The sequence below is a fragment of the Devosia sp. genome (genome assembly GCF_024707125.1).
Taxonomy (GTDB): domain Bacteria; phylum Pseudomonadota; class Alphaproteobacteria; order Rhizobiales; family Devosiaceae; genus Devosia.
Genome location: NZ_JANQAH010000009.1, coordinates 41,140 through 60,169 on the forward strand (window position 1 = coordinate 41,140; position 19,030 = coordinate 60,169).

Here is a 19,030-nt window from a genome sequence, read left to right on the forward strand (position 1 = left end):
GAAGTATCCACCGTCATGGCGGGAACCATGACGGTGGATGAGAGCTTCAGGTGCTCGCTGCCTTGGCATTGGCCTCGGCCACCAGTTCGTCGGGAATATCGTCGAAGCTGGCATAGTTCATGTTGTAGAGGCGCGAATAGAGCCCGCCCAATTCCATGAGCTGGTCGTGGTTGCCCTCCTCGATCTTTTCGCCGCTCTGCAGCACGATGATCCGATCCGCCCCACGAATGGTGGCGAGGCGGTGTGCGATAACAAGGCCCGTCCGGCCCTTGAGGAGGATTTCGAGCGCCTTCTGGATCTGCCGCTCGGTGTAGGAATCGATGTTCGCAGTAGCTTCATCGAGCACCAGGATCTTTGCGTCGGCAACGAGTGCACGAGCAAAGCTGAGAAGCTGGCGCTGGCCCAGCGACAGGTTGGAACCGCGCTGTTCCAGCCGGCTGTCGTAGCCGCCCGGCAGACGCTCGATGAATTCATGCGCGCCAACCGCCTTGGCCGCCGCAATGACATCTTCGCGGGTCGCCGAAGCCTTGTTGTACTTGATGTTGTCGAACACCGTGCCGGTGAAGAGGAACGGCTCCTGCAGCACCATGGCGACCTGCTCGCCCAAGCTCTCCTGGGTGACATTGCGCACATCGTGGCCGCCAACCAAAACCGCGCCGCCCTGCACTTCATAGAAGCGATGAACGAGCGCCATGGCACTGGTCTTGCCCGAACCGGTCGGCCCGACAAGCGCCACTGTTTCACCGGGATTGACGCGGAACGACACGTTCTTGAGCACCGGCCGCGCGGGATCATAGCCAAAGACCACATCGTGGAAGGCAACCGAGCCATCCATGTCCCCAGTCAGCGTCAGGGCATCAGGCTTGTCGGTAATGGTGACCGGCAGATCCAGGACTTCAGTGATACGGCGACCCGAGGTCATGGCGCGCTGCATGATCGAATATTGCATGGTTAGCGAGCGGATCGGGTCGAAGAAGCGCTGGATGTAGAAGAGGAACGCGACGATGACGCCGACCTGCAGCGTGCCGTTGAGCACCAAGGAACCGCCGACCAGCACCACGGTCGCCATGGCGATGCCGGTGAGGCTGTCGACGATGGGGACCATAACCTGCGCATATTTGCTACCAGTGAGCTGGGTTTCGAGGTTGTGATAGGCCTTGTCGTCATAGAGGTCGAAATTGACCTGCTGGCGTTCGAGGTTCTGCACCGTGCGCACGCCATTGATGCCTTCGGCCATGGCGCCATTGGTCAGCGAGTTCGTCTCATGCGCCGCCCAGAAGGCGCGCTTGGCCGGCGGCAGCCAGAAGATACGGACGATGAACAGCACCGGCATGGTGACGAGCGTCAGCAGGCCCAGCCACGGATCGAGTGTCAGCAGGACGGCAACAATGCCGAAGAGCAGCACGATATCGCCCACGGAAATGACGGAGGTTTCCAGGAATTCCTGCATGGAATTGACGTCGCCCTGGAGGCGACTCATCAACCGGCCGACTTCGGTCTTGTCCATGAAGCTCAGGGACACACGCTGCAATTGCGCGAACATGGCGCGGCGCATGTCGAAGAGGACGTTTTCTGCGACCTGGCCAACCTGGGTTTCCTGCACATAGGAGGCGACGAAATTGAAAAGCACGGCGACCGCAAAGGCGACCACGGCCCAGGTCAGGTTATTGGCGTTGCCGCCCGCTACCATGGCGCCGTCAATGGCCCAGCCAATGATCAGCGGAATGGCAAGCTGGGTCGCCGTGAAGACCAGCACGGCGGCTACCGAAAGGTAGATCTTCATCCGATAGGGTTTTACGAAAGCCCAGATGCGGCGCACCGTCTTGGGGTCATAGGCCTTGCCAAAGACCTCTTCCTCGATGCGATGGCTGCCCACCGACGCGCGCGGCGGCCGCTGGCCCGGAAAGCTTGCGACGTCTCGTTCGTCGTCCTCGACCACGCTCATTGGGCGGCCCTTTCTACGTCGATATCCTCGGTCGGTCGGGTCTGGAGATCATAGAGCGCCGAATAGCGCCCACCCAGAGCCAAGAGTTCGGCGTGACTGCCGCGCTCGACGATCTCCCCATCTTCGAGGAAGAGAATTGTATCGGCATGCATCAGCGATGAGAGGCGATGCGCGATAATGATGGTGACGCGATCGCTGGCATAGGCGCGGATGGCCGAGCGGATGCGATGCTCGGTGCCGGCATCGATAGCCGCCGTTGAGTCGTCGAACACCATGACGGCGGGACGCATGACGAGACTACGCGCAATGGCGAGGCGCTGGCGCTGGCCGCCCGAGAGCGACACCCCGCGCTCGCCCACCACTGTGTCATAATCGGTCGGCAGGCCCATGATGTAGTTGTGGAGCTGCGCGCTTTCCGCCGCCTTCTCGATCTTGGTTTCCTTGGCCCGGGGATCGCCATAGGCGATATTGTTCTCGATCGTGGTGGTGAAGAGGAAGGAATCCTGCTGCACCACACCGACCTGCCGGCGCAGCGACTCGATGGTCACGTCGCGCACATCCTGCCCATCAATGGTCACGCGGCCCGAGGTGACATCGTAAAAGCGCGGGATGAGATGGGCGATAGTCGACTTGCCGCTACCCGGCGCGCCGACAATGCCGATGGTCTCGCCGGTCCGGCCTTCAAAACTGATGCCCTTGAGGGTCGGATGCGTGGCACCGGGATAGGTGAAATGCACGTCTTCGAAGCGCAGCGTGCCCTCGCCCAATTGCAACGGCACTGCGCCGGGCTTGTCCTCGATTTCGATGGCCTGATCGATGAACGCATAAAAGCGTTCGCCGCAGGTATCGGCGCGGGCGAAGGAATTAACCATCAGGCCAAGCTGACGCACCGGCATCTGCAGGATGGTCATGAAGGTGAGGAAGCTCGCCAGCGTGCCGACGCTCATCTCCCCACCGATGACCTTGTTGCCGCCGACCCAGAGCACCAGGCCCATGGCGGCAAAGAAGGAGAACGTCATCATGGAGGTGTTCTTGACGCGGATCAGCACGCGATCATGCGCCAGTTCGAGCGCCGACTTCGACGCCTTGTCGAATTTGGCAAGCTCGAAGAGCTGGCCCGAAAAGGCGCGCACCACGCGGATACCGCCAAGGTTCTCTTCCATGACGCGGGTCATGATCGAGAGGCGTTCCTGCAGCACGACCCAGGTGGCGCGCAACATCAATTGCGCTACCGAGGAGCGCCAGGCAACGAAGGGCACGAAGCTCAGGGCAAGAAGGCCCAGGACCACATCGGTGCTCAGCAGCATATAGGCGCCGACCCCGATCAGCACGGTGAGCAGGATCGTGCGCACGAAGCCGGTCGAAAAGAACATGCGCACGCCATCGAGATCGAGCAGGCCCAGGGTGATGAGGTCGCCCGAATGCACGCGGTCATGGTAGGAATAGGAGAGCTTTTGCACCTTGTCGTAGAAGGCGAGGCGCAGCTCGTAGCCGACATGGTGGCCGACCGATTCCGAATAATAGTTCTGCACCAGGGTGAAGAGACCGCGCGCCACCGAGACGAGGAGCAGCGTCACCGCGCTCCACAGCAATGCCTGCTGGGCCCCCTCCGCCGCCGTGCTCAGCACGTTTTGTGCCTGATCGACCGCATGGCCGAGCAGGCGCGGGATCATCAATTGCAACACCGAGGCGATGATTGTTGCACCAATGGCCAGGCTCGCCTGCCAATAGTGCCGCAGGGAGAAGAAGGTGATGCGCAACAACGGGCTTCGGCCTTTGCCGGCATATACGGCGGCCAAGTGAGCCCGAGCATCGCCGCGTGAACGTTCGCGGCCAGCCTTGAGGGTAGGCAAGGGACTATCCAGACTTTAAAAAGTGGAGCCCGAAGGGGGAGGCGGGGATCCGTCGACCGGGATCGGGCAAATCAATGCCTGCCTATAAAAGTCGCATTGCGCGTACCATTCAAGGTGCAAATTGCGCAAATTTCGCAAAGTTTTTGGCGCCTCGCCGAGCAAGACGCCAAAACGGGCGATGAGATCGGCATCCCGCTTGGCGTCACCCTCGGGCTTGACCCGAGGGCTCTGCACTTTTGGCGTCATCGCTAAGTAAAGCATCCTCGGTTCAAGCGCGAGGATGACGATGGAGTTTGAACCCTACTCCAGCCGCACCAGCAGATCCTTGGCGTCGATCTGATCGCCCGGACGGATGAGCAGTTCCGCCACCACGCCATCGACCTCGGCATGGATTGCCGTTTCCATCTTCATGGCTTCGATCGAGCACAGGACGTCCCCGGCCTCGACCTTCTGGCCCTCCTTGACGGCAAGGGTCGAGATCACGCCCGGCATTGGCGCGCCGACCTGCTTGGGGTCGCCGGCCACGGCCTTGGCCCGAACCTTGACTTCGCCAGCCTTCAACCGGTCCGGCACCACGATTGTGCGCGGCTGGCCGTTGAGATCGAAGAAGACGCGAACTTCGCCCTTTTCATTGGTCGGGGCGCGGCCGAGATAGTTGACGACCAGCGTCTTGCCCTTTTCGATATCGACAAGCAGCTCGTCGCCTTCCTCAAGGCCATAGAAGTAGACCGGAGTCGGCAAGGCTTCGGTCGGGCCATAGCGATCCCGGGTCTTTTCGAAATCCGAATAGACTTTTGGGTACATCAGGTAGGAGGCCAACCGGAAGTCGTCGACCGGCACACCGACTTCGCCCGAAATCTTCTTGCGCTCGGCTTCGAGGTCGACGTCCTTCAAATAAGAACCTGGGCGCTCGGTGAGCGGCGTGCGGCCCTTGAGCACCTTCTTCTGCAGCGCCTGCGGGAAACCACCCGGTGGCTGGCCAAGATCGCCGGCAAAGAAGCCAACCACGGAATCGGGGAAGGCGATGTCCTTGTCCGGATTTTCGACATCCGTACGGGTAATGCCGGCCGAGACCATGGCCAAAGCCATGTCGCCGACGACCTTGGAAGACGGGGTCACCTTGACGATATCGCCAAACATCTTGTTGACGTCGGCATAGGTCTGGGCGACTTCGTGCCAGCGGGTTTCAAGACCGAGCGAACGGGCCTGTTCCTTGAGATTGGTGAACTGGCCGCCCGGCATTTCATGCAGATAGACTTCCGAGGCGCCGCCCTTGAGATCGCTCTCAAAGGCCCGGTACTGCGTGCGCACGGCTTCCCAATAGAAGGAAATCTGACGGATCGCCTTGGAATCGAGCTGCGGATCGCGTTCGGAACCATCGAGGGCGGCAACCAGCGAACCGAGCGTTGGCTGTGAGGTGGTCGAGGACAGGGCATCCATGGCCGCGTCGACCGCATCCACACCGGCTTCCACCGCCGCCAGCACCGTCGCCGCCGAAGCGCCCGAGGTGTCATGGGTGTGGAGATGGATCGGCAGATCCGTTTCGTTACGCAGTGTCGAAATCAGCTTCTTGGCAGCAGCAGGTTTGAGGAGGCCCGCCATGTCCTTGATTCCCAGAACATGGACGCCAGCGGCCTCCAGTTCCTTGGCAAGGCCGACATAGTATTTCAGGTCATACTTGGAGCGATCGGGATCGAAGAGGTCGCCAGTGTAGCAGATGGCGCCTTCCGCCACCTTGCCCTCGGCGGCCACGGCATCGATCGAGACGCGCATGTTTTCGACCCAGTTGAGGCAGTCGAAAATGCGGAAAACGTCGACACCGCCCCGAGCCGCCTGCTTGACGAAGAATTTGACGACATTGTCGGGATAGTTCGTGTAGCCGACGCCATTGGAGCCGCGCAGCAGCATCTGGGTCAGAATATTTGGCGCGCCTTCGCGCACCTTGGCTAGGCGCTCCCACGGGTCCTCGTTGAGGAAGCGCATGGACACGTCAAAGGTCGCGCCACCCCAGCATTCGAGGCTGAAGAGGTTCGGCAGGCCGCGCGAATAGGCCTGGGCAATGCGCGTGATGTCGAAAGAGCGCATGCGCGTTGCCAGCAGCGACTGATGCGCGTCGCGCATGGTCGTGTCGGTAAAGAGCACGCGGCCCTGGCGCTTCATCCACTTGGCAAGACCCACCGGACCATCGCGATCCAATACCTGACGGCTGCCTTCGATGACGATCAGCGGATCGAATTCGGGCACGAAGGGCGCCGCGGCATCGGAAGGCGGACGCGGACGGTCGCGCACTTCGGGATGCCCGTTCACGGTCACGTCGGCGATGTAGCTCAGGAGCTTGGTCGCACGGTCGCGACGCGGCTTGAAGTTGAACAGTTCCGGCGTCGTATCGATGAAGCGCGTGGTGTAGCGGTTCTCGACAAAGTCCGGATGCGTGATGATGTTTTCAAGGAATGCGAGATTGGTCGCCACGCCGCGAATGCGGAACTCGCGCAAGGCGCGATGCATACGCGCAATCGCCTCTTCGGCCGACGGCGCCCAGCAGGTGACTTTTTCGAGCAGCGGATCGTAGTAGCGGGTGATCACAGCGCCAGAATAGGCCGTGCCGCCATCGAGCCGCACGCCAAAGCCGGTCGCGCCACGATAGGCGGTGATACGGCCATAGTCGGGAATGAAGTTCTGTTCCGGATCTTCCGTGGTCACGCGGCACTGGATGGCATTGCCGTTGAGCCGGATATTTTCCTGCAGGGGAACGCCCGATTCCGGTGTGCCGATCACGGCGCCATCGAGCAGGTGAATCTGCGCCTTGACGATATCGATCCCCGTCACTTCTTCGGTGACGGTGTGCTCGACCTGAATGCGCGGGTTCACTTCGATGAAGTAGAACTTGTCGGTATCGGCATCCATCAAAAATTCAACCGTACCGGCACCGCGATAGTTCGCGGCATTGCCGAGACGCACGGCGGCGTCGGTCAGATCCTTGCGGACAGCATCGGAGAGATAGGGCGCTGGCGCGCGCTCGACCACCTTCTGGTTGCGGCGCTGCACCGAGCAATCGCGCTCATAAAGGTGCACGAGATTGCCGTGATCGTCGCCGATCAGCTGCACTTCGACGTGGCGGGCGCGCTCGATCAGCTTTTCGAGATACATCTCGTCCTTGCCGAAAGCCGCCTTGGCCTCGCGCTTGCCTTCCGAAACTTCCGAAAGCAGCGTCTTTTCATCCATGATGCGGCGCATGCCGCGGCCACCACCGCCCCACGAGGCTTTCAGCATCAGCGGATAGCCGATCTCGGCAGCGAGTTTTTTTATTGCCTCCGGATCGTCCGGCAGCGCCTCCGTCGCCGGCACAACCGGCACCTTTGAGGCAATCGCCATATTGCGCGCGGCCACCTTGTTGCCGAGATCGCGCATGGTCTGGGCCCGCGGGCCGATGAAGATGATGCCGGCATCATCGCAGGCATCGACGAATTCCGGGCTTTCCGACAGCAGGCCATAGCCGGGATGGATCGCGTCGGCGCCGGAAATGCGGGCGATGCGGATATATTCTTCGATCTGCAGGTAGGCCTCGACCGGCCCCTTGCCCTTGCCGATCAGATAGGCCTCGTCGGCCTTGAAGCGGTGCAGCGCCAGCTTGTCTTCTTCGGCATAGACCGCGACGGTTTTCAGCCCCAGTTCGTTGGCGGCGCGAAACACGCGGATGGCGATTTCGCTGCGATTGGCGACGAGGATTTTCTTGATTGGCATCGATTTAAATTCCGAGCAGGAGAGGTTGAGGACCCGTTTGCCCGGGTCCGGCTCAGCAATGTCGGTAGAATGGATGGCGGGCCATCCACGCCGCCAAGTTGGTTATGTCAGCTTCTCGAAAGAATGCCGGCCAGATGGCTCATGTCGTAGCCGGCTTCCGCCGCCTGCGAGATGATTTCCGAGGCATCCATTTCACCGGCCTGGCTCAGCGCCCAAAGCGTGGTCGAGCGCGTACCGGAACGGCAGAAGCAGAATACAGGGCCGTCGCTCCCCTCGATGACGGCCTTGGTCTTCTCGACGAGATCGGCATTGACGCCCTCTCGCCCCAGCGGAATGGCGTGGTAGGCAAGCCCGGCCGCCTTGGCGGCAGCCTCGATTTCATCACCCGCCGGCTGGTCAAGCGATTCACCGTCTGGACGGTTGTTGACGATGGCAACGAAACCCAGGGATTTGAGCGTGGCGACATCTTCGGGGCTGATCTGCCCAGAAACACTGACGTGATCGTTGATCCGCTTCAAGTCCAAGTCGCTACTCCCCGAATTCGCCCATTGGCTTCCCGCCCCCCTTATATCCACCGGGCGGCAAGCCATGCAACTGTCGGTTAGTCGAAGTGTACTAAGAGTTACGGTTAGGCCGCATTGGCAACCGAAAGGCCCTTCAGCGGTGCCGGCCGTCCGAGGAGATACCCCTGGAAAGCGCTGCACCCGGCCCGGCGCAGCATATCGAGTTGCGCTTCGGTCTCGACGCCCTCGGCAATGACATCAACCTTGAGAGAGCGGGCAATATCGCAGATGGCCCCGACGATCATGGCGTCGATGCGACTGTCGCCGAGATTGGCGATATAGGTGCGGTCGATCTTGATGATGTCGAAGGCAAAGCCGCGCAGATATTGCAGGCTCGCATGCCCTGCCCCGAAATCATCGATGGCGACTTTCAGCCCAAAGGCCCGGATCGCATCGAGATTGGCCTGCTCTACTGCACCCGCCACCATGGGCACGGTCTCGGTAACCTCGACGATCAGCATGCCGGGGTCGACGCCCATTTCCTCGACCACAAGACCCAATTGCTTGGCAAAATCGCTGCGGCGCAATTGTGCCGGCGACACATTGACCGCCACGGGCGTACCCAGCACTTCAAGGTCGGCACAGGCCCGGCGCAACACCCAGTCGCCGAGCTTGTCGATCAGGTCGCTTTCCTCGGCAATGCCGATGAACTGCGCCGGCGGGATCATGCCGCGCACCGTATGCCGCCAGCGCAGCAGCGCCTCATGCGAGCGCACACGCATATCTGCGCCATAGACCGGCTGATAATGCAGTTCGAGCTCGTCCATCAGCAAAGCGGCGCGCAGTTCGCGCTCGATGAAACGGCGATGGCGCTCATCGCCCAGCATGTCGGGATCGAAAGCCACGACCTGCCGCCGCCCGGCCTTCTTGCCCTTGTAGAGCGCGAGATCCGCCTTGGCGATGAGATCGTCGACATCGGTGGCATCGGCCGGCGCCAGTGCCATGCCGATGGTCGCCGAGAGGCGCGTCGGGCGTCCTGCGACATTGACCGGCTGGTCGAGCCGGCGCAGCAATTCTTCCCCAAGCCGCCGCAGCGCGCCGCGATTGTCGCAATCGGGAATGGCGATGCCGAACTCATCGCCCCCCAGACGCCCGACAACCGCGCCCGGCATCACCGCGCCGATGGTCTTGGCAAGATGGGTCAGGGCCGCATCTCCTGCCGCATGGCCAGCTCCATCATTGAGGACTTTCAGATTGTCCATATCGAGCAGCAGATAGCCCAGCGACTTGTCCGAGCCGTGATGCACGTCATTGCGCAGCGCCTCCATGAAATAGGAGCGCGTGAAAACGCCGGTCAGTGCATCGCGATGTACCGAAGCCATGACTGCCCGCGTGGCCCGGGCGGAGTGCAGGAGGTCACGGCGGATCATGCGATGACCGGCAACAAGCCCGGCAATCCCCAGGGTAGAAAGCGCGATGGCGACAAGAACCATCAGTGGCTCAAGCCGATCCGCGGAACGGCCGGCCAGCAGCAGGACCGAGCCAACGGCACCCAAAAAGCAGAGGCCCACCAGAGCCGCTATGGCGCGATAGCCCGAGAGTATGCGCACGAACTGGTCGACCTGACGAATGTCCTGGTCACCCGCGCTGGTTTTGCGAAAGGCACGGCCCGATCGGGAAATACCACGAGCAAGCATCGCTCGGCTCCGCTCTCTTAACGAAAGATTCATAAACAGTTCAGGGGCTTAAAGGCGCATTTGGGAGCACCTTACGTCACCGGGCGGCACGCCGAATGACGGTTCGATGACAAATCATCGCCGCCAGAACTTATGGTATATGGCGTGTAAACCCTTCAGGGCGTTGCGCCGAGCCAGGCACCCCAGAGGTCGCGGCGCGCCACGACGAACCGCTCTGCGACGCTCTCGACCGTGGCGCCGGGCTCATTGAGCTGGCCAAGCAGCGCATTCATTTCCGCAATCGGCAAAGTGGCCCGCTGGAAATAGGAGGCGACCGTAGGCGCGTCCGCAAAAACCCACTCGGCCAGCGCAATAACAACCGTTTCCGCCGGAAAGGCAGAAGGCGTGGGCGTGGCACAGGCCAGGCGCGCAAGGCACTTCATCGCCTCTTCATCATAGGCGCCCATATCAAGCGCCCGGAAATCGAGCTGCGCCAGGACCGCATTCGGCTGCCAATAGTAGAGAATGAAATTCTCCTGCCGGCTGACCGCCTCGGCAATCAGCGCATCCATTTCGAAGCGATTGGCCGGCTCGACCACTTGAACGAGGCTGCCAAGGCCATAGGCCGCAATGAGATTGCGATTGATAACCGAACAGGCCCAGTCCGCCGGGCAGGAAATGAAGCGGACGGGCATTTCACTGGTCTGGGTCGAGAGCAGTGGCTGCAGGGCCGCCGCACTTGGCGTTCCGCCAAAGGCGCCTTCCATATAGGCCGGGATGAACCAGCCCTCCATTGTCGCTTCGGCAAAGCTCGGGGCAATGCTGCGCACCATCTGCGTTTCGACCGCGCCATTCCAGACATCGGCAATGCGCGTTACCCACATTTCCGGGGCCACGGCAGGCTGGCCGGTCGAGCCCATGGACGAGGCCGTCGCTGCCAGGTCTCCGGGCACCACCTGGGCCTCGCAGGCAAATTCGGCATTGAGAATACGGGCATGAATATCGGCCAGGAGCGCCGCAGACGGCCAGCTCATGCGCGCAATGGTCATCGGCTGAGTGCCGCAAGGAGGTGGTGGTGCAGCGGGCGTCTCAACCGCTTGGGCCTCTGGCGCCGCGGGCACGGCCCCCTGTGGCTGATCCTGGGCGCTGTCGAGCACAGTGATCTGCGCCAGGGCGGGCCCCACCAGAAAGGCCAGCATCAAGCCGGCAATGACAGGCCGCCGAAATCGCATGCGCATCCTCATTCCACCGGCGCCAGTCTATGCGCAATCGGCTTGCCTTAAGCAACCGCGAGCGTTCACCATTTTGCCCAAGACCCCCGGTGACTCCCTACACGAAAATGTGCAACAGTCCCCATCAGCGGGGCGCGTGAGGCGCCCCCCGGTATTCGTTGTGTCGCTGCAAGGAGGAGGCTGGCAAGGCCACCCGGCACACAACGGCAACAGAGGGACGTCCATGTTCAAGAAAACCCTGACCCTGGCGGTCGCCGCCACTGCTCTGTCCATCGCCGCTCCGGCGCTGGCCCAGGACACCGGCGCCACCATCGGCTTTATCGGTGGCTTCACCGGCCCGATTGAATCGCTCACCCCGCCGATCTTTGGCGGCGCTGAACTGGTCGTGAAGCAGATCAACGAGCAGGGCGGCGTTCTGGGCGGCGAGCTCAAGCTCATCTCCGCCGACGGCGCCTGCGACGCGACGGCCGCTGCCGCCGCTGCCGACAAGCTCATCAACACCGACAATGTCACTGGCGTCGTCGGCGCGCTCTGCACCGGTGAAACCATCGGCGCCTTCAACGGCTCGGGTCTCTCGGGTGGCGTGGTCTTCATCTCGCCGGCTTCCTCGGCTCCGGCCCTGACCACGCTCGAAGACAATGACCTTGTCTATCGCACCACCCCGTCCGACGCGCTCCAGGGCGTGAAGCTGGCTGACCTGCTGCTCGCCAAGGGCGTCAACGATATCGCCATCACCTATGTGAACAATGACTACGGCAAGGGCTTTGCCGATGCTCTGGCTGCCGCCTACACCGCCGGCGGCGGCACGGTTGCTGCCAACCTCGCACACGAAGAAGGCAAGGCCGACTACCGCGCCGAGCTCGGCAACCTCGTTGCCTCGCAGAACCTCGTGATCCTCGCCTATGCCAACGCTTCGGGTAACACCGTGCTGCGTCAGGCTGTGGAATCGGGCAACTTCACCACCTTCGTTGGCGGCGACGGCATGGTCGGCGATGACCTCCTCAACGGCATCGACGCTGCTGCCGTCGAAGGCCTGATCGCGACCCGCGCCGGCGCCCCGACGGGCGAAGCCGTTGACATCTACAACGCCTTCACCGGTGAGGGCTTTACCGCCAACGCCACCTACGCTCCGCAGGCCTATGACGCCGCCTTCCTCCTGGCTCTCGCCATCGAGAAGAACGGTTCGGCCGGCCGTGAAGGTCTCGCCGCCGCCCTGCGCGACGTGTCCTCGGCTCCGGGCGAAAAGATCCTGCCCGGCGAATGGACCAAGGCTGTCGAGCTGATCAAGGCCGGCACCGACATCGACTATGAAGGCGCCGGTGGCGCGCTCGACTTCGACGCCGCTGGCGACGTTGACGGCATCATCGTCGAGCTCGCCGTCGAAGGCGGCGCTTTCGTCGAAAAGGGCCCGATCCAGTAATTTGGCCACACGGCTTCGATCGATAAAGTCTCAGGCTCGGGAGCAATCCCGGGCCTTTTTGTTGGAGAATGCCTGATGGCCGACGATCCGACGCTGCGCTTTTACGCCGAGAACGCCGCTGTCTATGCCGAACATGTCATGACGCCCACGGGCGCACGCCTCAACGCGTTCCTGGCTCTGGTTCCTGCCGGCGGCAAGATCCTCGAACTCGGTTGCGGCAATGGACGGGACGCTGCGCATATGCTGTCCCTCGGCTTTGATGTCGATGCGACAGACGGCACGCCGGAACTGGCTGCGGAAGCCGAAAGGCGCATCGGGCGTCCGGTCCGCATCCTGCGCTTCGAACACCTCGACGCCAACGCCACCTATGACGGTGTCTGGGCCTGTGCCAGCCTGCTGCACGCCCCCGCATCCAGCCTCGTCGACATCCTCGGCCGTATCCATCGCGCCCTGCGGCCCGGTGGCGTTTTCACCGCCAGCTTCAAGGCGGGCAATGGCGAGGGTCACGACAGCCTCGGTCGCTATTTCAACTATCCCAGTGCCGAGCGTCTTCTAGCCGACTATGCCTCGGCCGGTTGGCGCGACGTCGCGATCGAAACGCAGATGGGCAGCGGCTATGACGCAAAGCCCACAGAATGGCTCTGGGTCACGGCGCGGCGGATGTTCTAGACGCTATTGCGACAGTGTCTCCACCTCGATGGCGGGCCCGTCGGTGCGCACCATCACCGAAAGGTGCTGCGCCTGGGTCACATCGAGCACCTTGCTCGGCCGATAGGCGCAGATGGCGATCCCGCCCGTAAAACGCAGGCTATCGTAGACGATGCCGTCTTCACCCGCGGCCCGCTGCTGTTCGCCAAAGGCCTGGCTTGCCGCATAGTCCTGCCGATCATAGAGCGCTGGTTCGTCAGCCCCGCGGAGATCGACAAAGGCGCCCTCCAGCCGGGCAACATAGACACGAAAGCAGCGTGTGGCACTCACCTGTCGACGAGCAAAGGCCTCGCGCCGGAGGTGATGGGCCACTTCGGCAAGGCTCGTCTCGATCCTGTCCGCTGCATACCAGGCACCAAGGTCTGCGCCTGAGAAGCGCCCGCCCCCCGGTGCTGCGTGGAGAAATGCCGCCATGACGATGGAGGAATTGGCCCGGCCAAATACCCATTCGTCCCGAGGCAGCCGGGCAATGCGTTCGGCAACCAGCCGGTCATTGGTCCAGCCCGCCAATTCCATCACCGCATAGAGATCGGCGGCGCGCGACACCGTGTCGAAAAGCCCGATGGGTGGAAATTGCGACGGGATCAGCCGGAAACTCGGTTGCGGGGCCGGTGGGTGCCGCGTCTCTAGCGCCACACGATATCTCCCGCCGTCGTCGCCGGGAAATCGGCATCGAGCCCGTTGGGCGGCATATAGAGCCCACCCCGCGCCGCATCGAGGAAGCGCCGCACCAGCACGATGCCATCCAACGACCCAGACGTGATCAGGTTCAGCGGCTTTTGGCCCCCAAAGAGCGGCGCATCATGCGGCCCTCTGAGCCAGCCCAACTGTTCTTGCGCATCGGCAAACAGCACGCCCAGGGCCTGATGAATGCCGAACACGCCCGACAGGCGCATCAGCGCATCGACGTCGAGCGTCACCTCACCCTGCTCGCGGGCGATTTTCATCCAGTTCTGATAGGTCGAGCGGCTCGGATAGCCCAGCACCAGTCGGCGCTGTTCCTCATTGAGCCCCCAGAGGTCGGCAATAGCTGCAAAGCTGCGCAGCGCCGGTGCGCTCAGCCGCCGCCGATTAGGGGGCTCGAAGCGTTCAATACCGAGAACTTGAGCGTGATCCGCAAAGACAGCCTGCGGCACTTCACCAAATCCAAACGTGGACATCTCAATCTCCTTCGAGATCAAAATTGTCTATATTTGGACATTTGTCAAGTATTGGACGAATTAGCTCTCGCGTTTGACCACTTCGGGAATGAGACCCTTGGGTGCAAACCGCAGCGCAATGGTGATGACCAGGCCGAGCACGAAGACGCGCATCTGAGCCGAACGCGCCTCGATTTCCGGGATGGCGCCCCAGCCGAATTGCGTCGACCATGTGCTGACGAATTCGAATACGGCCTTGGACAGCGGCTCCGATACCACCCATATCAGCCAGAGCAGCACGGCCCCAAACAGGGCGCCCCAATTGTTGCCCGCGCCGCCGACAATCACCATGACCCAGATGAGGAAGGTGTGGTTGATTGGCTGATAGCTCGAGGGATCGAAAATCTGCACGAAGCTGACCAGCATGGCGCCGCCAATGCCCATCAGCACCGAGCCGAAAACGAAAATTTCGAGCTGGCGGGCGGTGACGTTCTTGCCCATGGAGGTCGCGGCAATGTGGTTGTCACGGATGGCCCGCATCATGCGGCCCCAGGGCCCGGCATAGGCGCGCGAAATCAGCCAGAGCACGACGCCGAGCACAACCAAGGCGAGCAAGAGGTAACCAGCGCGTGCGGCAAGCAGCGACGTGGCGATGTTCATGCCACCAGCCTGGAAATCCTGCGGCAGCGGCGTCGGCCATGGGATCGGCGACACGGTCAATGTGCCGCGCGTCAGCCAGTCCATGTTCTTGATCAGCGCGCGGATGATTTCGGAAATGCCGATGGTCGCGATGGCGAGATAGTCGGTCCTGAGGCCAAGGCAGATTTTGCCAACCACATAGGCGATACCAGCAGCAAGAATGCCACCAAAAACCCAGCCCAGGATCGGGTGGCCGCCAAGACCACCGACCCATCCGCCACCGGCCGCCGATTCGATATAGGCGGCCGCCGGATCAAGCTGGCTGCGATAGAGCACATAGGCGACGAACCAGGCGAGAACGGTCAGCGCGGCCTTCCACTTGCCGGTAATGCCGATGCGATCAGCCTTGCGCGCGGCTAGGACGATCAGGGCCCCGCCCGCAAAGGCCAGCAGTGCCCGCCCGAGCATGGCCGGGCCTTCACTGCCCCAGAAGACCGGATTGACCGGATAGGAAATGAAGGTGACGGCAGCGCCGCCCACCATGAGAAAACCCATGATGCCGAAATTGAACAGCCCGCCATAGCCCCACTGAATATTGAGCCCAAGCGCGATCAGCGCATAGGCGGCAGCTTCGACGAGGCGCGAAGAGGTAAAGGGCGCACCCATCACCCAACCCATGAGCAGGATGAGAACGAAAAGGCCGCCGAAAAGCGTCAGGGAACGCTGGATCATGACGAGGCTCCCTTGAAAATGCCGGTCGGTCGCACGAGCAGGGTGACGACGAGAATGACGAAGGCGACGGTAAGCTTATATTCGGTGGGCACCAGAGCCAGCGTCGGCGGCAATTGCATCCAATCGGGCAGGATCGCATTGAGCGGCCGGAGCAGCATGGTCCAGTTGAACACGGCCAGCGTTTCGGCAAAGCCGATCAGCAGGCCCCCGGCAATTGCACCATAGGCCTGGCCGAGGCCACCGACGATGGCGGCCGCAAAGATCGGCAGGATGATGTTGAAGGCGAGATCCGGTTTCAGCGTCACGTCCAGTGCCAGCATCGTGCCTGCCATGCAGCCCAGCGCGCCAGCTATGATCCAGGTCACGCGCACGACGAGCGCTGTGTTGATGCCCGAAACCTGAGCGAGGTCGGCATTGTCGGCCATGGCTCGCATGGCCTTACCCAGCCGCGACCGCGTCAGGAAGAAATGCAGCGCCAGCACCGACACCAGGGTGACGAGGATCATCAGCACCTGCGGCTCGGTGATCACCAGCGGCCTGGTCGAGCCTATGCTGGTCATGTCCATGCGGAACACTTCCTTGGGCTCGGTCTCGAAGAAGGAATAAGAGCCCGCACCAAAGAACAGACGGATAAGCCCCTGGATCATCAGCGTCACGCCGATCGAGGCAATCAGCAGCGTCACCGGCTTGGCGCCGCGCTTGCGCAGCGGCGCATAAAAACCCTTGTCGATCCCCAGGGCGAGGATGGCGGCCAGAACCATGGCGATGGGCAGGACGACAAAGCCGGTGGGGATCGGCGTCACGATGCCCCAGGCGGCAAAAAGGCTCGCCAGCAGGAAGGCGATGAACGCGCCGCCGGTCATGAGTTCGGAATGGGCAAAGTGTGCGAAGCGCAGAATGCCGAAGACCAGGGTGATACCGATAGCGCCCAGGGCGTAGATGCAGCCGAGAACGAGACCGGAAATGACCACCTGATTGGTGAAGAAAATGAGTTCGGTCACGGCTCAGCCCCCAGGAAACTCTTGGCGACTTCCGGATCGGCGATCAGCTCCGCCCCGGTGCCGGTGAAGCGGTTCTGCCCGCTGGCAAGCACGAAACCCTTGGAGGCAAAGGCCAGGGCCTGTCTTGCATTCTGCTCGACCATGAGAATGCCAACGCCTTCCTTATTGACGCGCTGGATAGTCTCAAAAATCTCAATGACATAGCGCGGCGAAAGACCCGCCGACGGCTCGTCGAGCATCAGCAGCGTCGGCTTGCTCATCAGCGCGCGGCCCATCGCCACCATCTGCCGCTGGCCGCCCGAAAGCTCGCCCGCCGGCTGCCGGCGCTTCTCGCGCAGCACCGGGAACATCTCGTAGACCCATTCCATGGTGCTCGAAAAATCGTCGGTGCGCGTAAAGGCGCCCATTTCGAGATTTTCTTCGACCGACATCGAGGTGAAAACGTTCTTTTCCTGCGGCACGAAGCTCAGCCCCTTGGGCACGAGCTTGTCGGGCAGGGAATTGGCGATGTTCTCGCCACCGAAATCGATGGTGCCGCCGGTGACTTTCAGCAGGCCAAAGATGGCCTTGAGCGTCGTCGACTTGCCGGCGCCATTGGGGCCGACGATGACGCCGATATCGCTTTTCTCGATGGCGATATTGACGCCGTTCAAGATCGGCGCGCCACCATAGCCGCCAACGACATGTTTCAGCTCAATAAGCGGCATCAGACAGCTACCTCGGCAGGCGAGCCGAAATAGGCTTCGACGATTTGGGGATTGGCGCGGATTTCGGCCATCGGGCCCTCGGCGATCTTTTCGCCCTGCGCCATGACGATGACGGGATCGCAGAGCCGGCCGATTAGGTCCATGTCATGCTCGATGACGAAGAACGTATAGCCAAGCTCGCGATTCATGCGCTCGATATTGCTGGCCAGATCATTGAGGAGGCTCTTGTTGACGCCGGCCGCGACTTCATCGAGCAGCACAACCTTGGCGTCGACCATCATGGTGCGGCCAAGTTCGAGCAGTTTTTTCTGACCGCCCGAAAGGTTCCCGGCCAGTTCGTTGCGCACATGGCCGAGTTTCAAAAAGTCGATGACGTCGAGCGCCTTCTTGCGGACGTCGGTCTCGCGGCTTTTCACCAGCCCGGGCCGAAACCAGGTCGAGAGCAGATGCTCGCCCGGCTGGTCGCCCGGCACCATCATCAGGTTTTCGAGCGCAGTCATCTGGCTGAATTCGTGCGCGATCTGGAAGGTGCGCAACATGCCGATGCGGAAAAGCTGGTAGGGCTTCATACCAGTGACATCGGCGCCATCGAAGATGACCTGGCCGCTATCGGGCGTGATATTGCCAGCGACCATGTTGAACAGGGTCGACTTGCCCGCGCCATTGGGCCCGATGAGCCCGGTGATCGATCCGCGCCGGACCGAGAGCGAGCAATTGTTGACGGCCGTGAGGCCGCCAAATCTTTTGGAGACGTTGCGAACGTCTATAACCAAATCGGTGGTCACTAAGCGCCCCGAATTTCCTGAATGCCATGCCGCCCGGTTAAATCCGGGCAATTTTGGGGCATCTGCTCACAAGCAGGAGTTATGGTCAACGCCACTGCGCGGCCCCTGGGGACAAAAAGGCCCGGTGAAATCGATTTTTGAATAGATATCAGAGGCTCAGACGGCCGCGAGAACCGCGTCCGCCGTGGAGCGATTGTTGGCAAGCGGCACATCGTAGAGCGTTGCGAGGCGCGTCAGCGCCTTCACATCGACATCATGCGGCTGGGCCGAGAGCGGATCGATGAAGAAGATCAGCACGTCGAGCCGGCCTTCACAGATCATCGCACCAAGCTGCTGGTCGCCTCCCAAAGGTCCGCTCTTGAGTAGGGAAACCTCAAGCCCCGTCGCCGCCATGACGCGGCTCCCGGTCGTTCCTGTGCCCCAAAGCTCATGCTGGACAAGCTTGTGCCGATGCCGTTCGGCCCAGGCACAAAGGTCATCCTTCTTGTCGTCATGCGCCACAAGGCCAATGCGAGCCATGCTTGTCTCCCTAACCGGTTCTCTTCAAGCACGGCTCAGGCGAAAAGCGCAATGGCCTCGCTGACCAGCACATAGATGGCCGCCTCCGGAATCGGCGCACCGGGGTAGAGCCGCAGGAATCGCCCCTTCTTCAGTTCTTCGCCCATCAGCAGTCCCTCGGGGTCGGCCAGCACCCGCCCGTGCTCGAAATAGAGCGAGACCCTGTCGGCATGGGGAAAAACCGCACAGACATGTCCGGCCCTGGCGTGACGGAAATTGACCGAGCGCCAGCCGCGCATGACTTTCCCCGTCAATCCCGGCATGCCCCTCACCAGTCCGATCAGGTCGCGCGCCAGGGCGCCGATCTCTTCGGGTAGTGGATCGAGCAGATCACCGAGACCAGGAAGATCCTGCATCGCGCCATCCAAAAGCAAAGCGCCGCCTCATGGGC

At 61.9% G+C, this 19,030-nt stretch carries 16 protein-coding genes; 2 read left to right on the top strand and 14 right to left on the bottom strand.

Annotated features, from left to right (window positions below):
- Positions 1–46: 46 nt before the first annotated feature.
- From NVV77_RS10165 to NVV77_RS10190, 6 genes are all read right to left on the bottom strand, one after another.
- Complete coding sequence (locus NVV77_RS10165) at positions 47–1,945, bottom strand: ABC transporter ATP-binding protein (protein ID WP_295412675.1); 1,899 nt, start codon at positions 1,943–1,945, stop codon at positions 47–49.
- On the bottom strand, positions 1,942–3,744 hold the full coding sequence (locus NVV77_RS10170; protein ID WP_295414418.1) for an ABC transporter ATP-binding protein: 1,803 nt from the start codon (positions 3,742–3,744) through the stop codon (positions 1,942–1,944). Before NVV77_RS10170 ends, NVV77_RS10165 begins: the two co-directional genes overlap by 4 nt.
- Positions 3,745–4,098: 354 nt before the next feature.
- The gene (gene pyc / locus NVV77_RS10175; protein ID WP_295412677.1) at positions 4,099–7,539 is read right to left on the bottom strand and encodes a pyruvate carboxylase; all 3,441 of its coding nucleotides are present in this window, start codon (positions 7,537–7,539) and stop codon (positions 4,099–4,101) included.
- A 107-nt stretch (positions 7,540–7,646) separates the two neighbouring features.
- The gene (locus NVV77_RS10180; protein ID WP_295412679.1) at positions 7,647–8,063 is read right to left on the bottom strand and encodes a TIGR01244 family sulfur transferase; all 417 of its coding nucleotides are present in this window, start codon (positions 8,061–8,063) and stop codon (positions 7,647–7,649) included.
- Positions 8,064–8,167: 104 nt separating this feature from the next.
- Entirely contained in the window at positions 8,168–9,739 is a 1,572-nt protein-coding gene (locus NVV77_RS10185; RefSeq protein ID WP_295412680.1) for a bifunctional diguanylate cyclase/phosphodiesterase, read from the bottom strand.
- 155 nt (positions 9,740–9,894) lie between these two features.
- Positions 9,895–10,950 (bottom strand): glycine betaine ABC transporter substrate-binding protein, encoded by a 1,056-nt coding sequence (locus NVV77_RS10190; RefSeq protein ID WP_295412681.1) that lies wholly within the window; start codon positions 10,948–10,950, stop codon positions 9,895–9,897.
- Positions 10,951–11,173: 223 nt separating this feature from the next.
- On the opposite strand from NVV77_RS10190, the gene NVV77_RS10195 reads away from it, so the two are divergent.
- Entirely contained in the window at positions 11,174–12,370 is a 1,197-nt protein-coding gene (locus tag NVV77_RS10195; protein ID WP_295412682.1) for an ABC transporter substrate-binding protein, read from the top strand.
- A 75-nt stretch (positions 12,371–12,445) separates the two neighbouring features.
- Positions 12,446–13,039, top strand: a complete 594-nt coding sequence (locus NVV77_RS10200) for a bifunctional 2-polyprenyl-6-hydroxyphenol methylase/3-demethylubiquinol 3-O-methyltransferase UbiG (protein ID WP_295412683.1) — start codon at positions 12,446–12,448, stop codon at positions 13,037–13,039.
- Between the two features lie 3 nt (positions 13,040–13,042).
- Here NVV77_RS10200 and NVV77_RS10205 read toward each other — a convergent pair whose 3' ends face one another.
- From NVV77_RS10205 to NVV77_RS10240, 8 genes are all read right to left on the bottom strand, one after another.
- Positions 13,043–13,714 (bottom strand): RES family NAD+ phosphorylase, encoded by a 672-nt coding sequence (locus NVV77_RS10205; RefSeq protein WP_295412684.1) that lies wholly within the window; start codon positions 13,712–13,714, stop codon positions 13,043–13,045.
- Positions 13,705–14,172: an MbcA/ParS/Xre antitoxin family protein gene (locus NVV77_RS10210; RefSeq protein WP_295414420.1), complete on the bottom strand. Its 468-nt coding sequence runs from the start codon at positions 14,170–14,172 to the stop codon at positions 13,705–13,707. Before NVV77_RS10210 ends, NVV77_RS10205 begins: the two co-directional genes overlap by 10 nt.
- A 126-nt stretch (positions 14,173–14,298) precedes the next feature.
- Positions 14,299–15,534 carry a branched-chain amino acid ABC transporter permease gene (locus tag NVV77_RS10215; protein WP_295414422.1) on the bottom strand — a complete coding sequence of 412 codons (1,236 nt, stop codon included), beginning with the start codon at positions 15,532–15,534 and terminating at the stop codon, positions 14,299–14,301.
- A gap of 50 nt (positions 15,535–15,584) precedes the next feature.
- The gene (locus NVV77_RS10220) at positions 15,585–16,589 is read right to left on the bottom strand and encodes a branched-chain amino acid ABC transporter permease (RefSeq protein WP_295412685.1); all 1,005 of its coding nucleotides are present in this window, start codon (positions 16,587–16,589) and stop codon (positions 15,585–15,587) included.
- Positions 16,586–17,296 carry an ABC transporter ATP-binding protein gene (locus NVV77_RS10225; RefSeq protein ID WP_295412686.1) on the bottom strand — a complete coding sequence of 237 codons (711 nt, stop codon included), beginning with the start codon at positions 17,294–17,296 and terminating at the stop codon, positions 16,586–16,588. Before NVV77_RS10225 ends, NVV77_RS10220 begins: the two co-directional genes overlap by 4 nt.
- Positions 17,296–18,081, bottom strand: coding sequence for an ABC transporter ATP-binding protein (locus NVV77_RS10230; protein ID WP_295412688.1), 786 nt, complete (start codon positions 18,079–18,081; stop codon positions 17,296–17,298). The genes NVV77_RS10225 and NVV77_RS10230 overlap by 1 nt, the downstream gene beginning before the upstream one ends.
- Positions 18,082–18,237: 156 nt before the next feature.
- On the bottom strand, positions 18,238–18,600 hold the full coding sequence (locus NVV77_RS10235; RefSeq protein ID WP_295412690.1) for a methylglyoxal synthase: 363 nt from the start codon (positions 18,598–18,600) through the stop codon (positions 18,238–18,240).
- Between the two features lie 35 nt (positions 18,601–18,635).
- The gene (locus tag NVV77_RS10240) at positions 18,636–18,995 is read right to left on the bottom strand and encodes a DUF1801 domain-containing protein (protein WP_295412691.1); all 360 of its coding nucleotides are present in this window, start codon (positions 18,993–18,995) and stop codon (positions 18,636–18,638) included.
- Between the last annotated feature and the right edge of the window lie 35 nt (positions 18,996–19,030).